Annotated in this window: 13 protein-coding genes; 5 read left to right on the forward strand and 8 right to left on the reverse strand. The window is 61.9% G+C overall.

Annotated features, from left to right (window positions below; genetic code table 11):
- Positions 1-226: 226 nt before the first annotated feature.
- From folK to dksA, 7 genes are all read right to left on the reverse strand, one after another.
- Positions 227-712: a 2-amino-4-hydroxy-6-hydroxymethyldihydropteridine diphosphokinase gene (folK, locus tag BMY45_RS25695; protein ID WP_092403025.1), complete on the reverse strand. Its 486-nt coding sequence runs from the start codon at positions 710-712 to the stop codon at positions 227-229.
- Between the two features lie 3 nt (positions 713-715).
- Entirely contained in the window at positions 716-2,113 is a 1,398-nt protein-coding gene (locus tag BMY45_RS25700) for a polynucleotide adenylyltransferase PcnB (protein WP_177193395.1), read from the reverse strand.
- Between the two features lie 715 nt (positions 2,114-2,828).
- Positions 2,829-4,259 (reverse strand): sigma-54-dependent transcriptional regulator, encoded by a 1,431-nt coding sequence (locus BMY45_RS25710; RefSeq protein ID WP_047229846.1) that lies wholly within the window; start codon positions 4,257-4,259, stop codon positions 2,829-2,831.
- 22 nt (positions 4,260-4,281) lie between these two features.
- Positions 4,282-7,236 (reverse strand): sensor histidine kinase, encoded by a 2,955-nt coding sequence (locus BMY45_RS25715; RefSeq protein ID WP_160893587.1) that lies wholly within the window; start codon positions 7,234-7,236, stop codon positions 4,282-4,284.
- Positions 7,220-7,396 (reverse strand): hypothetical protein, encoded by a 177-nt coding sequence (locus BMY45_RS25720; RefSeq protein WP_003176118.1) that lies wholly within the window; start codon positions 7,394-7,396, stop codon positions 7,220-7,222. The genes BMY45_RS25715 and BMY45_RS25720 overlap by 17 nt, the downstream gene beginning before the upstream one ends.
- A 77-nt stretch (positions 7,397-7,473) precedes the next feature.
- Positions 7,474-8,364 carry a tRNA glutamyl-Q(34) synthetase GluQRS gene (gluQRS, locus tag BMY45_RS25725; RefSeq protein ID WP_092403029.1) on the reverse strand — a complete coding sequence of 297 codons (891 nt, stop codon included), beginning with the start codon at positions 8,362-8,364 and terminating at the stop codon, positions 7,474-7,476.
- A gap of 230 nt (positions 8,365-8,594) precedes the next feature.
- Entirely contained in the window at positions 8,595-9,038 is a 444-nt protein-coding gene (gene dksA / locus BMY45_RS25730; RefSeq protein ID WP_018609331.1) for an RNA polymerase-binding protein DksA, read from the reverse strand.
- A 341-nt stretch (positions 9,039-9,379) separates the two neighbouring features.
- On the opposite strand from dksA, the gene BMY45_RS25735 reads away from it, so the two are divergent.
- Both BMY45_RS25735 and sfsA read left to right on the forward strand, forming a co-directional pair.
- On the forward strand, positions 9,380-10,552 hold the full coding sequence (locus BMY45_RS25735) for a pyridoxal phosphate-dependent aminotransferase (protein ID WP_092403031.1): 1,173 nt from the start codon (positions 9,380-9,382) through the stop codon (positions 10,550-10,552).
- Complete coding sequence (gene sfsA, locus BMY45_RS25740) at positions 10,552-11,307, forward strand: DNA/RNA nuclease SfsA (RefSeq protein ID WP_092403033.1); 756 nt, start codon at positions 10,552-10,554, stop codon at positions 11,305-11,307. Before BMY45_RS25735 ends, sfsA begins: the two co-directional genes overlap by 1 nt.
- Here sfsA and BMY45_RS25745 read toward each other — a convergent pair.
- A complete protein-coding gene (locus BMY45_RS25745; protein ID WP_092403035.1) occupies positions 11,263-11,580 on the reverse strand; it encodes a Rieske (2Fe-2S) protein in 318 nt (105 codons plus the stop codon). The genes sfsA and BMY45_RS25745 overlap by 45 nt on opposite strands.
- Before the next feature lie 262 nt (positions 11,581-11,842).
- Between BMY45_RS25745 and BMY45_RS25750 the strand changes: the two genes are divergently transcribed.
- The 3 genes from BMY45_RS25750 to BMY45_RS25760 are packed head-to-tail and all read left to right on the forward strand — an operon-like array spanning position 11,843 to position 14,522.
- Positions 11,843-12,721 (forward strand): heme/hemin ABC transporter substrate-binding protein, encoded by an 879-nt coding sequence (locus BMY45_RS25750; RefSeq protein ID WP_092403037.1) that lies wholly within the window; start codon positions 11,843-11,845, stop codon positions 12,719-12,721.
- A gap of 50 nt (positions 12,722-12,771) precedes the next feature.
- Entirely contained in the window at positions 12,772-13,755 is a 984-nt protein-coding gene (locus BMY45_RS25755; protein ID WP_171061425.1) for a FecCD family ABC transporter permease, read from the forward strand.
- Positions 13,755-14,522: a heme ABC transporter ATP-binding protein gene (locus BMY45_RS25760; RefSeq protein ID WP_092403041.1), complete on the forward strand. Its 768-nt coding sequence runs from the start codon at positions 13,755-13,757 to the stop codon at positions 14,520-14,522. The genes BMY45_RS25755 and BMY45_RS25760 overlap by 1 nt, the downstream gene beginning before the upstream one ends.
- The last annotated feature ends 17 nt before the right edge of the window (positions 14,523-14,539 follow it).

The raw sequence follows: 14,539 nt of genomic DNA on the forward strand, positions 1-14,539 counted from the left end.
GACGCCTATAGTCGTGAGGAGTACCCGGGAAGTCAATTGGATGTGTTACCGCCGGGTGTTACCGGGGTTACTGATGCGTTTCAGCGTGGGGGAGAGTCTCGAAAGTGACTGTAGGGTCCGAGTTTTGTGGGAGCGAGCCTGCTCGCGATTGCGGTGTGTCAGTCGACATTTGCATTGGCTGAATCACCGCTATCGCGAGCAGGCTCGCTCCCACAGGCTATCTACGTCAGTTGGAGGACAAGCGTTCCAGGCCGACAAACGGGCACGCTGCGAGCAAATCCTTGAGCAGACGCCCATCGGCCAGGCACAGGTCGGTGGGTGCCAGTTCTGCGAGGGGATAGAGGACGAAGGCCCGGGCGTGCATGTGGTAGTGAGGGACTTTCAGGCGGGGTTCGTCGATCAGGCGATCGCCGAACAGGAGGATGTCCAGGTCCAGGGTGCGCGGACCCCAGCGTTCCAGACGTTCGCGACCTTGCCCGGTTTCGATGGCTTGCAGCGCATCGAGCAGGTCCAGCGGCGCCAGGCGACTGTCCAGCGCCGCGACCGCATTGGTGTAGCGTGGCTGGCCGGGCAGCAGGGAGTCGCTCTGGTAGAACGCTGACACGCCCGTCAGGTGTGTATCGGGCAGTTGCGCCAGCGCCTGGATAGCGCTGCGCAATTGTTCGGCGGGCTCGGCGAGGTTGCTGCCCATGCCGATGTAGATGTGTTCCATCGACTATTCGTCCGAAGCGCTCGGGACACCGGCACGTTTGCGCTTGGCGCCGCTACTGCGACGACGCTTGCGCGGGCCGCTGGCGCCATCGTCCTTGCCGCTGAGCTCGCGGATCATGTCGCGGCGCTCGCTGTCGTTGGCGTCCTGGTAGTCGGTCCACCATTCACCGAGGCCATCGGTTTGTTCGCCGGCGCTTTCACGCAGCAGCAGGAAGTCGTAGCCAGCCCGGAAACGCGGATTGTCCAGCAGCAGGTCGGCACGTTTGCCGCTGCGCCGTGGCAGGCGTTCCTGCATGTCCCAGATTTCGCGGATCGGCATCGTGAAGCGTTTCGGAATCGCGATGCGCTGGCACTGTTCGCTGATCAGCTCGTGGGCGGCTTCCTGCATGGCGGGGATCGGCGGCATGCCGCGCTCCTGCAGGCGCAGCACCCGGGCCGGGAGAGCAGGCCAGAGCAGTGCGGCAAACAGGAAGGCCGGGGTCACCGGTTTGTTCTGCTTGATGCGCAGATCGGTGTTGATCAACGCTTCGCTGATCAGGGTGTGGGTGTAGGTCGGGTTGTACTCCAGCGCTTCGGCGCTGGCCGGGAACAGCGGGTCGAACAGTTGCAGGTCCACCAGCATTTCAAAGGTGTCCGCCGCGTTGCCTGACAGGAACAGCTTGAGCACTTCCTCGAACAGGCGCGCCGACGGGATCTCCCGCAGCATCGGTGCCAGTTCGCGAATCGGCGTGGCGCTGTGTTTTTCGATGCCGAAATCCAGCTTGGCGGCGAAACGCACGGCTCGCAGCATGCGCACCGGGTCTTCCTGGTAACGCTGTTTGGGGTCGCCGATCAGGCGGATCAGGCGGTTACGGATGTCGTGTACGCCATTGGCGTAGTCGAGGATGCGTTCGCTGACCGGGTCGTAATACAGGGCGTTGATGGTGAAGTCGCGGCGCTGCGCGTCTTCTTCCAGCGTGCCGTAGACGTTATCGCGCAGGATGCGCCCGCTCTCGTTGCGTGAAGACTGGTTGCTGTCTTCTTCTTCATCGCTTTGCGGGTGGTTGGCGCGGAATGTTGCCACTTCGATGATTTCGCGGCCGAAGTGGATGTGGACCAGCTTGAAGCGCCGGCCAATGATCCGAGCGTTGCGAAACTCGGCGCGGATCTGTTCCGGCGTGGCGCTGGTGGCGACGTCGAAATCCTTGGGTGTGATGTTGAGCAGCATGTCACGCACACACCCACCCACCAGATAAGCCTGGTAACCGGCGTTCTGCAGGCGTTCGACGATGTTCACCGCGTAACGGCTGAACTGGGCCTTTTGCAACGAGTGCTGGCCACTGTTGAGCACTTCAGGCGTGCTGCGAATGTGTTGCGTACGACGCAAGGGAGAACGGAATGACTGGAACAGCTTCTTCAGCATGGGATGCACTGTTTGAAGGAATATTCGGCCAAAAACGAAGAGTGACCGCATGATGGGCGGGGATTCTAGCATTTAGTCGAGGGATGGTGTAGGACGGAGCAGTTTTGAGCTGCAAGCTTGAGCGACAAGCCTTGTAGGCTTCAAGGAAGGGGAATGCCGGAAACCACAGGGGGAGCCGAAGCTCCCCCAGAATTAGTTGCGTGCTCTGTTTTTATTATTGATTTCGGGCTTCTTGTTTTTGTTGAGTGCCCGCGCCACGAGGTTTTCCCTGCGTGACCCTCCCATTCGGGAGTCAAGAGCAAACGGATTGCTTTGGTCGCTGTGTTGCAGTGATCAATCGATCCAACCAGTTCAGGCACCTGTCTTGAGACAGTTTTTATTGTTCTCGGCCTGGTTGTGGGGCAAGCCCCAAATACAACGCCTCTCCAAAAGAATCAGTTAGCTGCGCCTCTCGCCGTCTTGTTTTTATTGTGCGTGAGTCGATTCGTCTTATTTTTATTGTCGTTTACACGGCTTGTTATTGTTCTTGTACCAAAGCTATAGCAGGGTGCGTGCCAACTTTTGCGAACCCCAGCAAAGCCGGGGGAGTGGTGGGGTTTCTGGTTTTTTCGGGGCGAAAAAAAGCCGGGGTTTCGTTACCGTAAACCCCGGCTTCTGTTACGTGAAAAAGCTGAGGTAACAGTTTTTTCACATTGGGCGGTGTTACCCGCGCACCTCAGCTTTCGCTGGCGACCCCGGTCTTGCGGCGTGGGATACCCAGGCGCTGACGGCGCTCCCACAGGCATTTGCGGCTAACCCCCAGCTTGCGCGCCAGTTCGGTCTCCGTCATGTGGTCCTGGTGTTCGAGGACGAAATGCTGGAAGTAATCTTCCAGGGACAAGTCTTCGGTAGGCTCGTGACTGGAGTTGTTGGCACCACCCTGTTGCGGGGCCAGGCCGATGAACTCGTCATCGTCCAGGTCACTGAGTTCGATGTCGATGCCTAGCAGGTCGGCCGAGATTTCCGGGCTCTCGCACAGGATCACTGCTCGCTCTACCGCGTTTTCCAGCTCTCGAACGTTACCCGGCCAGGCGTAGTGACGAATGGCCTGTTCGGCATCCGGGGCGAACTTGAGATCGGTGCGGTTGACCCGCGCGCTCTGGCGGGCAAGGAAAGCATTGGCGATTTCGTTGACGTCGGCGCCACGCTCGCGCAGGGCCGGCAACTTCAAGGCGATGACGTGCAAACGGTAATACAGGTCTTCACGGAACTGGCCGATCTTCGCCAGGCTCTTGAGGTCACGGTGAGTAGCGGCGATCAGGCGCACGTCGACTTTCTGCGACTGCACCGACCCGACCCGCCGGATCTCGCCTTCCTGAAGCACCCGCAGCAAACGTGCCTGGGCTTCAAGGGGCAGCTCACCGATTTCATCGAGGAACAGCGTCCCGCCGTCCGCCGCTTCCACCAGCCCGGCGCGCCCGGCGCTGGCACCGGTGAACGCGCCCTTTTCGTGACCGAAAAGCTCGGACTCGATCAGGCTTTCCGGAATCGCAGCGCAGTTCACCGAAATCATCGGGGCCTTGGCCCGTCGGGACAGGTTATGCAGCGCCCGGGCGACCAGCTCCTTGCCGGTGCCGGATTCGCCCTGGACCAGGACATTGGAGTCGGTGGGCGCCACTTTGCGGATCTTGCTGTACAAGTCCTGCATGGGCGGGCAGGAGCCGATGATGCCGATTTCGCCGTTATGGTTGCCGGCACCACCTTTGGCGGAGGCTGTCGCCTTGCTCGCGGGTTCCGGCGCATGGCTGGCCGCCGTCTGTCGATCGCGCAGGATGCGGGCCACGGCCTGGAGCATCTCGTCGTGGTCAAACGGCTTGGCGATGTAGTCCACTGCGCCCATTTTCATGGAGTCTACCGCCGAGCGCAGGCTGGCGTAACTGGTCATGATCAGCACCGGCGTGCCCTGGCCGAGCTTGATCAGTTCGGTGCCGGGCGCGCCTGGCAAGCGCAGGTCGCTGACGATCAGGTCAAACGTTGGGATGCTGAAACGTTCTTGTGCTTCCTGCACTGAACCGGCTTCGCTGACCTGGTACTGATTGCGTTCCAGCAGGCGGCGCAAGGCGGAGCGGATAATTGTTTCGTCTTCGACGATCAAAATGTGCGGCATTGATTCGATTCTCTCGACGGTCTCAGTTCACAGCGGACGTCGCTTCGACATGACGCGGCAAGGTCACCCGTATACGGGTGCCGCGTTGGCTTTGTACATCGGCCGGGCTGTCGATGGTGATTTGTCCATAATGCTCTTCAACGATGGAATAGACCAGTGCAAGGCCCAGACCGGTGCCTTCGCCCGGGTCCTTGGTGGTGAAGAAAGGTTCGAACAATCGGTCCATGATGTTCTGTGGGATACCGCTGCCTTCGTCTTCGACGATCAGGTCGATCGTGTGTTCGCTGGCTTCGCTCTTGACCCGCACCGCGCTGCCCGCAGGTGAGGCGTCGCGGGCGTTGGACAACAGGTTGATCAGTACCTGGGCGAGCCGCTGGGGATCGCCGTCGACCCAATGGTCCGGGTCGCACAGGTTGAAGAATTGCACCTCGAAATTGCGCCGGTTAAGGGCCAGCAGACCAATGGCGTCCTGGGCCACTTCGGCCAGACAGACGGGCTCATCGTTGTGCTGGTGGCCGCCGGCATGGGCGAAGCTCATCAGCGACTGGACGATACGCGACACACGCTTGGTCTGTTCGAGGATCTGACCGCTGATTTCCGTCAGTTCGCCGTCGTCCTCGCGCTCTTCGCGCAGGTTTTGCGCCAGGCAGGCGATGCCGGTGATCGGGTTGCCGATTTCGTGGGCGACCCCGGCGGCCAGCCGACCGATGCTTGCCAGCCGTTCGGAGTGGACCAGCTTGTCTTCGAGCATCTGAGTATCGGTGAGGTCTTCCACCAGCAACACCAGGCCACTGTTACCCGGCGCCAGCGGCTCGTCGATCGCCGCCTTGTGCAGGTTCAACCAGCGCGTCTGGCCGTCAAGGGCCAGGTGCTGCTTGTGCAAATGCTCATCCGGCAGGTCGATGAAGCCTTGCAACAGGCCTTTCCACGGCTCACTCAGGGTACTCAGGCGCGAACCGACCACCCGCTGGGCGGCGATTCCGGTCAGTTCTTCCATGGCCTTGTTCCACATCAGGATTTCCTGGTCCTTGGCCAGGGAGCACACGCCCATCGGCAGTTCCTGCAACGTCTGGCGGTGGTAGCGGCGCAAGGCGTCGAGTTCGGCGGCCAGGCCGGTGAGGCGCGAGTGGTAGTCTTCCAGGCGGCTCTCGATGAAGTGGATGTCTTCAGTGACATAGTTCTCGCCGCCGGCCTTGTAGGGCAGGAACGTCTCGACCATGTCCTGGGCCACGCTGGGGCCCATCAGGCCGGACAGGTTGGCTTCGATCCGGTCCCGCAGGCGACGCAAGGCATACGGACGGCGTTCATCGAAGGGCAGGTAGAGGTCGCGCAGCGCCTGCTCGACTTCTTTTTGCGCGGCCTTGGCGCCCAGGGGCTTGGCCAGTTGCGTGGCGAACTCCTGGGGCGAGGCGGCGTGCAGTTCCCGACGCTGGGGGCGGCGGACATTGTCCACCGCGCAGGCTTCGGCGGCGCTGGCCTCTTCGCTGCTGGCGTTGGTGAACAGTGAAATCAGGGTGAACATCAGCACGTTCGCCGCCAGCGAGGCGATGGCCGCCATGTGCCAACTGGTGTCGTCGAGCACGTAGATCATGTTCAGCAACGGGATATAGAAGCCCTGCATGTTGCCCAGCAGTGGCAACAGCATGGCGACCAGCCACACCAGGATCCCCGCCAGCAGACCGGCGATAAAGCCACGGCGGTTGGCAGTTGGCCAATACAGCACCGACAGTACGCCGGGCAGGAACTGCAAGGTGGCGACGAACGCGACAATGCCGAGGTTGGCCAGGTCCTGCCCGTCTCCCAGCATCAGGTAAAAGCCGTAGCCGGCCATGATGATGGCGACGATCAGTGCGCGGCGGGTCCATTTCAGCCAGCGGTAGATATTGCCCTCGGCCGGCGGCTGGTAGAGCGGTAGCACCAGATGGTTGAGGGCCATGCCCGACAGCGCCAGCGTGGTGACGATGATCAGGCCGCTGGCCGCCGACAGGCCACCGATGTAGGCCAGCAACGCCAGGGCCTTGCTGTTGGCGGCGATGCCGATGCCGAGGGTGAAATACTCAGGGTTGGTGCTGGCGCCCAGCTTCAGTCCGGCCCACAGGATCAGCGGCACCGCCAGGCTCATCAGCAGCAGGAAGAGCGGCAGGCCCCAGCTTGCGCTCACCAGCGAGCGCGGGTTGAGGTTTTCGGTAAAGGTCATGTGGTACATGTGCGGCATGACGATCGCTGAGGCGAAGAACACCAGCAACAGCGTGCGCCACGGGCCTTCCTGCAGAGGTGTGTGCAGGGCGGCGAGGGCGGTCTGGTTCTGCAGCAGCCACAGCTCCAGTTGTTGCGGGCCATCGAAGACGCCGTACAGGGCATAGAGGCCGACGCCGCCGATGGCGATCAGTTTGATCACCGATTCGAAGGCGATGGCGAACACCAGGCCTTCGTGTTTCTCCCGGGTGGCGATATGGCGGGAACCGAAGAAAATCGTGAAGAGAATGATCAGCGCGCAGAAACTCAGTGCGACCCGGTGCTGCACCGGTTCGCGGGTGAGGATGCTGATGGAGTCGGCCACCGCCTGGATCTGCAGGGCCAGCAACGGCAGTACGCCCACCAGCATGAAAATCGTGGTCAGCGCGCCGGCCCAGGTGCTGCGAAAGCGAAAGGCGAACAGGTCGGCCAGGGATGATAGCTGGTAGGTGCGGGTGATTTTCAGGATCGGGTAGAGCAACACCGGCGCCAGCAGGAATGCCCCCGATACACCCAGGTAACTGGACAGAAAACCGTAGCCGTACTGATAGGCCAGCCCGACCGTGCCATAGAACGCCCATGCACTGGCGTAGACGCCCAGCGACAGGGTGTAAGTCAGCGGGTGGCGGATGATCGCCCGGGGGATCATGCCCCGTTCGCTGATCCAGGCGACGCCGAACAGCACTGCCAGGTAGGCGGCGCTGATCAGGATCATCTGGGTCAGGCTAAAGCTCATCGGCATCTTTTTGGCTCTGCAGGATGAAGGTCACGACGATCAGGATCAGCCAAAGCAGATAGGGCCGATACCAGGCACCCGTGGCGTCGATCCACCAATCCATGATGGCCGGGGAGAACAGATAAATCCCCACTACCAGGAGCAGGACCAAGCGATAGATGTACATCCCGGCCTCTCTTTTTTAAACGCGTGCCCGAAAACGTGCGGCGATGGTAACGGATGGGGGCCAAGCTGCAAGCGCCGTCAACGTATTTGCGCCTCTGGCAGGGTCAACGTGCGCGGGATCTTCCCGGCATCCCAATGGCGAATGCCCCAGTCCAGCAGGTCCCGGGGGCTGGCGTCGACCTGTTCGGGGCCCGGCTGTTGGCCCAGCGCGCGCAGTGCCCGCAACAACATTGGCGTGGCCTGATCGGCCGCCAGCGGTGGCGAACGATAGGACTTGCCGAGTTTATGCCCGTCCGGCTGGGTGATCAGCGGCACATGCAGGTAGCGCGGTTGTGGCAAGCCAAGCAGCTCTTGCAGGTACAGCTGACGTGGCGTGGAGTCCAGCAGGTCGGCGCCGCGCACGATATCGGTGACCCCCTGCCAGGCGTCGTCCAGCACCACCGCCAGTTGATAAGCATAGAGTCCGTCGCGACGGCGAATCACGAAATCGCCGACTTCACGGCCCAGGTGTTGACGGAACTGGCCTTGTACGCGGTCGCTGAAGTGATACGCCAGCTCAGGAACGCGCAGGCGGATGGCCGCGTCTTTGATGTCGTGACCGGCGTTGCGGCACAGGCCTGGATAAATGCCCTGATACGGCTCCAGTTGTTTGCGCGAGCAGGTGCAGGCATAGGCCAGACCCTGGCTGAGCAGGCGATTGATGACCTGGTCGTAGGCCTCATGGCGTGCACTCTGGCGGACCATCTCGCCGTCCCATTCAAACCCGTAGCTTTGCAGCGCCTGCAAAATGGCCGCTTGTGCGCCAGGCTCTTCCCGTGGTGGGTCAAGGTCCTCCATGCGCAGCAACCAGCGCCCGCCGGCGGCCCGGGCATCCAGATAGGACGCCAGCGCGGCGACCAGCGAGCCGAAGTGCAGATGGCCACTGGGCGTGGGGGCGAAGCGGCCGATGTAGGGGGCAGTGGGAGTCATGGGGCGTATGTTACTGAGTCCAGCCGGGCAGAAACACACATCTGGCGATCACGAAATCTCCTGTGGGAGCGGGCTTGCTCGCGAAAGCGGTGTGTCAGTTGAAGTATAGGTTGAATGATTCATCGCCTTCGCGAGCAAGCCCGCTCCCACAAAGTCGCCAAGCTTGGAGAACGTTTCAGAAACAAAAAACGGAGCGTGTGAACGCTCCGTTTTTGTTACAGCCCAGGCAATTACTTGCCGACCTGTTTTTCCTTGATTTCCGCCAGGGTCTTGCAGTCGACACACATGTCGGCGGTCGGACGTGCTTCCAGCCGCTTGACGCCGATCTCGACGCCGCAGGACTCGCACCAACCGTATTCTTCATCTTCGATCAGTTGCAACGTCTTGTCGATTTTCTTGATGAGCTTGCGCTCACGGTCGCGGGCGCGCAGTTCGAGGCTGAATTCTTCTTCCTGACTGGCCCGGTCGGCCGGGTCGGGGAAGTTCGCCGCGTCGTCTTTCATGTGATCCACGGTGCGGTCGACTTCCTGCATCAAGTCCTGTTTCCACTTGTTCAGGATCTTGGTGAAGTGCGCGCGCATGGGGGCGCCCATGTACTCTTCGCCAGCTTGCGGGACGTACGGCTCAAACCCGCTGAGCGACTGATTTTGATTCTGCTTTGCTTGGGTGGGCATGAATGGACCGCCTCTACTCTTGTAATCCACTACGCAGGATTGCTCCATCACCGACACCTGCCGGCCCTGCGGCTGCAAGCGGGCGAACTTACCAGATCAAATCGGGCCGCGCTACTCCCGGTTGTCGAGCCTGCGGTGGCCGGGGCTTGCAAAGCGGGGTCAAGTTCAGTCCGGTGGAGTGACAAACCTGCTCAATGCTTGATTCTAGTCAAGCCTGGGCCAATCGCTGGAGACATTTGCTGCAGCGGCCGGACCCTGAGTTTGTGCTCGCTTGCGCAGTTGTTTCTGGGTTGGCAAGAGAGTTAGGTAGAATCGGTTCTTTTTTACCAGAAGGAAGGCTAATGGCTCAGCCCTACAGTGCGCGTAGCCGCGCCATCGAACCTTTCCATGTGATGGCGCTCCTGGCCCGTGCCAATGAGCTGCAGGCCGCCGGGCACGATGTCATCCATCTGGAGATCGGCGAGCCGGACTTCACCACGGCTGAGCCGATCATCCAGGCCGGCCAGGCCGCGCTGGCGGCGGGAAAGACCCGTTACACGGCGGCCCGTGGCATCCCCGAGCTGCGCGAAGCCATCGCCGGTTTCTATGGGCAGCGCTACGGTGTGGACATAGACCCACGGCGCATCCTGGTCACGCCGGGCGGATCCGGCGCATTGCTGCTGACCAGCGCGTTGCTGGTGGACCCGGGCAAGCACTGGCTGTTGGCGGATCCCGGTTACCCCTGCAATCGTCACTTCCTGCGGCTGGTGGAAGGTGCGGCTCAATTGGTGCCGGTCGGCCCGGACGTTCGCTATCAACTGACCCCGGACCTGGTGAACCGCTACTGGGACCAGAACAGCGTGGGGGCGCTGGTCGCGTCACCGGCCAACCCGACCGGGACGATTCTCAGCCGGGACGAACTGGCCGGCCTGTCCAAGGCAATCAAGGGCCACAACGGTCACCTGGTGGTGGATGAGATCTATCATGGCCTGACTTATGGCACCGACGCCGCGAGCGTGCTGGAAGTCGACGACGAAGCTTTCGTCCTTAATAGTTTTTCCAAGTATTTCGGCATGACCGGCTGGCGGCTGGGTTGGTTGGTGGCCCCTTCGGCGGCTGTCGGTGAGCTGGAAAAGCTGGCGCAGAACCTCTACATCAGTGCGCCGAGCATGGCCCAGTACGCGGCGTTGGCCTGTTTCGAACCGGCGACAATCGAGATATTCGAGCAGCGTCGTGCCGAGTTCGCGCTGCGGCGCGACTTTCTGCTGCCGGCCTTGCGTGAGTTGGGTTTCGGCATTGCGGTGGAGCCAGAAGGCGCGTTTTACCTGTATGCCGACATTCGTGCATTCGGCGGCGATGCTTTTGCGTTCTGCCAGCACTTTCTGGAAACCGAACATGTGGCGTTCACGCCCGGGCTGGATTTCGGCCGCCATCAGGCTGGGCACCATGTGCGTTTCGCCTACACCCAGAGCCTGCCGCGGCTCCAAGAAGCGGTGGAGCGAATCGAGCGCGGACTGCGGAGTTGGCAAGGCTGATGCTTTTTTCACCTGCGCTGGAAGAAGGTCGGCTGATTCGACGTTATAAGCGTTTTCTTGCCGATATCGAGACCGTTCATGGCGAACTGCTGACCATTCACTGTCCCAACACCGGGTCGATGCTCAACTGCATGGCCGAAGGTGCGCGAGTCTGGTTCAGTCGTTCCAGCGACCCCAAGCGCAAATTGCCCGGCACCTGGGAAATAGGCGAGACCCCCCAGGGGCGGTTGGCCTGCATCAATACCGCGCGAGCCAACCCGTTAATTGAGGAGGCCCTGCGGGCCGGGGTCATCAGCGAGCTGAACGGTTTTACCGGGCTCAAGCGTGAAGTGGCCTACGGTCAGGAAAACAGTCGTATCGATTTTCGACTGGACTATGACGAAGGCTGCGCCTGGGTCGAAGTCAAAAGTGTCACGTTGGGTTTTGACGGCACGACTGTGGCGGCGTTTCCCGATGCGGTGACCCAGCGGGGAGCCAGGCATCTGCGCGAACTCGCTCACTTGGCCCGGGACGGCGTGCGGGCGGTGCAGTTGTATTGTGTCAACCTGAGCGGAATCGACGCCGTACGTCCGGCACAGGAAATCGACCCGGTGTACGCGGCGGCGTTGCGCGACGCTGTGGCCGCGGGTGTGGAAGTGCTGGCCTACGGGGTGACGCTGACGCCCGAGCAGATGTGGGTGGACCGCCCGTTGCCGGTGTTGCTTGAATCACTACAGCTCAACCCAGATCCCCTGCTGGTCCTCCCTGCTCTCTAACGCAGCCAGGAACTGTCCGGCGCAGGGACCGGCGACGCACTCACCGCTTTCGATCAGAAACAGTGCGCCATGGGTGGCGCACTGGATCAGGCTGGCGCTGGCGTCGAGAAACTCGTCGGGCCGCCATTCCAGCGGCACACCGCGGTGCGGGCAGCGGTTGAGATAAACATAAACCTGGCCTGCGCGACGCACGGCCAGCAACCTGCGCCCATCGATGTCGAAACCGCGACTGCTGTTGTCGGGCAGTTCGGCGCCGGTACAAAGAAACTTCATGTGGGTCTCTATGGTTATGAGTGATCGAGTTTATGTGGGAGCGAGCCTGCTCGCGATAGCAATCGATCAGTGAGCAGCAATGTAGTCGACACACCGCTATCGCGAGCAGGCTCGCTTCCACAGAGGTCACACCAAAAGGTTCATGCTTGACGGTCAAATGAAAACAATTATCAAATGGCGCCTCCTTCGCAGGGGGCTGAGGATACTTTGCCTGAGGGGTTCATGCCCGGCCCTGTGAATATTTCTTCGAGGAAGCAGCCTGATGCGCCTGAATATCCGTGTTGTCACGCTCTGTGTCGTCATGTTGGCCAGCCAGGGCTTGGTGGCGGCTCAATTGCCGCAGCGCTGGGTCAGTGCCGGCGGGGCAGTGTCCGAATGGGTCAGCGCGCTGGGCGGTGAGTCGAAACTGGTGGGCGTGGACACCACCAGCCAGCATCCGGAAGCCTTGCGAGGCTTGCCCAGTATCGGTTATCAGCGACAGCTGTCGGCCGAGGGGATATTGAGCCTGCGTCCGCAGATCCTCGTAGGCACCGAAGAAATGGGGCCACCACCGGTGCTGTCGCAGATCCGCAGCGCCGGGGTACAGGTTGAACTGTTCTCGGCCACGCCGGACCTGCCGACTCTCCAGGACAATCTGCGACACCTGGGTCAACTGCTGGGCGCCGAGGACCAAGCCGCGCAGTTGTTCGACCGTTATCAACAGCAGCTCAGCCAACAAAAAGCTCGGGTGAGTAAAATCCAGCTCAAGCAAAAGGCCCCCGGGGTGTTGCTGTTGATCGGGAGCGCCGGCGGCAAGCCAATGGTCGCTGGCCTGGGCACCTCCGCCGATTGGCTGGTGCAGCAGGCCGGTGGTCACAACCTGGCGACACACAAAGGTTACAAGTCATTTTCGGTGGAGACTTTGGCCGGCCTGAATCCCGAAGTCCTGGTGTTCGCTGATCGCGCGTTAAGTGGCGAGGAAGCTCGTGCGGCGTTGTTCCGGGAAAACCCGATTCTCTCCTCCACCCGCGCCGCCAGGGCCGGGCGCGTTATCGAGCTTGACCCGACGCTGTTGGTCGGCGGACTGGGTCCGCGCTTGCCGCAAGGTCTGGTGAAGCTGACGAACGGTTTTTACCCAGCCGAGCCGGCCAAGGCACCATGACCCCGTTGGTCAAGCCGCGCACCTTGTTCATTGGCCTCGGAGTGTTGTGTCTGCTGGCGATCTGGCTGTCCCTGGCGCTGGGGCCGGTGAGTTTGCCCCTGTTTGATACCTTGCGCGCCGCGTTGCGTCTGATGGGCTTGCCAGTGGCCGCCGAGGGTCTGGAGCAGGCCGAGCTGATCCTCGGTCAGATCCGTCTGCCACGCACGTTGTTGGGGTTGGCGGTGGGCGGGGTATTGGCATTATCCGGGGTGGCGATGCAGGGGCTGTTCCGTAACCCGTTGGCCGACCCGGGACTGGTGGGGGTGTCCAGCGGTGCGGCGCTGGGCGCGGCGTTCGCCATTGTTGGCGGCTCGGCGCTGGGCGGCTTGCCCGAAGCGTTCGGTCCCTATGTGTTGTCGTTGTGTGCGTTTCTCGGCGGGCTTGGGGTCACGGCATTGGTTTATCGCCTCGGCCGGCGCAACGGCCAGACCCATGTCGCGACCATGCTCCTGGCCGGTATCGCCCTGACCGCGCTGTCCGGTTCGGCGGTGGGCCTGTTCACTTATCTGGCGGACGACGCAACCCTGCGTACCTTGACGTTCTGGAACCTGGGGAGCCTGAATGGCGCCAGTTATGCGCGGTTGTGGCCGCTGTTGCTGGTCAGCGTTGGAGTAGCACTCTGGCTGCCACGACGGGCCCGGGCGCTCAATGCTCTGTTGCTGGGTGAGTCCGAAGCTGCTCATTTGGGCGTTGATGTCGAAGGGCTCAAGCGTGAATTGGTGTTTTGCACGGCCCTGGGGGTTGGCGCGGCAGTGGCAGCGGCGGGCATGATCGGGTTTGTCGGGCTGGTGGTACCGCATCTGGTACGGTTGATGGCCGGCCCCGATCATCGCGTTCTGTTGCCGGCTTCGGTGCTGGCGGGGGCGAGCCTGCTGCTGTTCGCCGACCTGGTGGCGCGTCTGGCGCTGGCACCGGCGGAGCTGCCGATCGGTATCGTCACGGCATTCATCGGGGCGCCGTTCTTCCTCTATTTATTGCTGCGAGGGCGCGCCTGATGTTACGAGCGCAGAACTTGCACATCCAGCGGGGTCGCAAGACCGTGTTGGCTGATATCAATCTTGAGCTTCATCCCGGCCAGGTGCTGGGCGTGCTCGGGCCCAACGGTGCAGGTAAAAGTACTTTGCTGGCGGGGCTGTGCGGTCAATTGCCTCCCGCGCAGGGGCAGGTCTGGCTCGATGATCGGCCTTTGTCCCAGTGGGAGGGGGCCGAGCGTGCCCGTTGCCTGGCGGTATTGCCGCAGTCATCGACCCTGGATTTTGCCTTCCGCGTCGAAGAAGTAGTCGGCATGGGGCGCCTGCCTCATCAGAGTGGTCGAGTGCGTGACGAGCAAATTGTTGCCTTGGCGTTGCACGCTGCAGACGCGGCGCATCTGCAGGGCCGCAGTTACCTGGCGTTGTCGGGAGGCGAGCGTCAGCGGGTGCACCTGGCACGGGTCTTGGCACAGTTGTGGCCAGGGGAAGCGGGGCAGACCCTGCTGCTGGACGAGCCGACCTCGATGCTTGATCCACTGCACCAGCACACCATCCTGCAAGCGGTGCGTGAGTTTGCCGATCGCGGCGCGGCTATATTGGTGATCCTGCATGACCTGAACCTGGCGGCGCGTTATTGTGATCGCCTGTTGTTGCTCGCGTCTGGCCGGCCGGTGGCCCTGGACACGCCGCAGCAAGTGCTGCGCCCGGAACCGCTCAAAGCGGTGTTTGGCCTGGAAGTGCTGGTGCAACCCCACCCGGAGCGCGGACATCCATTGATCATCGCCCGCTGAGGGTTGCCTGAGGATGT

Source organism: Pseudomonas sp. NFACC39-1 (genome assembly GCF_900110355.1).
GTDB lineage: Bacteria > Pseudomonadota > Gammaproteobacteria > Pseudomonadales > Pseudomonadaceae > Aquipseudomonas > Aquipseudomonas tehranensis.

Excerpts from the sequence above, each read along its gene's own strand:
- folK (WP_092403025.1), bottom strand. The coding sequence starts at position 712 with ATGGAACACATCTACATCGGCATGGGCAGCAACCTCGCCGAGCCCGCC.
- BMY45_RS25715 (WP_160893587.1), bottom strand. The coding sequence starts at position 7,236 with ATGCCGATGAGCTTTAGCCTGACCCAGATGATCCTGATCAGCGCCGCC.
- BMY45_RS25735 (WP_092403031.1), top strand. The coding sequence starts at position 9,380 with ATGGCTCAGCCCTACAGTGCGCGTAGCCGCGCCATCGAACCTTTCCAT.
- dksA (WP_018609331.1), bottom strand. The coding sequence starts at position 9,038 with ATGCCCACCCAAGCAAAGCAGAATCAAAATCAGTCGCTCAGCGGGTTT.
- BMY45_RS25745 (WP_092403035.1), bottom strand. The coding sequence starts at position 11,580 with ATGAAGTTTCTTTGTACCGGCGCCGAACTGCCCGACAACAGCAGTCGC.
- BMY45_RS25760 (WP_092403041.1), top strand. The coding sequence starts at position 13,755 with ATGTTACGAGCGCAGAACTTGCACATCCAGCGGGGTCGCAAGACCGTG.
- BMY45_RS25750 (WP_092403037.1), top strand. The coding sequence starts at position 11,843 with ATGCGCCTGAATATCCGTGTTGTCACGCTCTGTGTCGTCATGTTGGCC.
- BMY45_RS25720 (WP_003176118.1), bottom strand. The coding sequence starts at position 7,396 with ATGTACATCTATCGCTTGGTCCTGCTCCTGGTAGTGGGGATTTATCTG.
- sfsA (WP_092403033.1), top strand. The coding sequence starts at position 10,552 with ATGCTTTTTTCACCTGCGCTGGAAGAAGGTCGGCTGATTCGACGTTAT.
- BMY45_RS25710 (WP_047229846.1), bottom strand. The coding sequence starts at position 4,259 with ATGCCGCACATTTTGATCGTCGAAGACGAAACAATTATCCGCTCCGCC.
- BMY45_RS25700 (WP_177193395.1), bottom strand. The coding sequence starts at position 2,113 with ATGCTGAAGAAGCTGTTCCAGTCATTCCGTTCTCCCTTGCGTCGTACG.
- gluQRS (WP_092403029.1), bottom strand. The coding sequence starts at position 8,364 with ATGACTCCCACTGCCCCCTACATCGGCCGCTTCGCCCCCACGCCCAGT.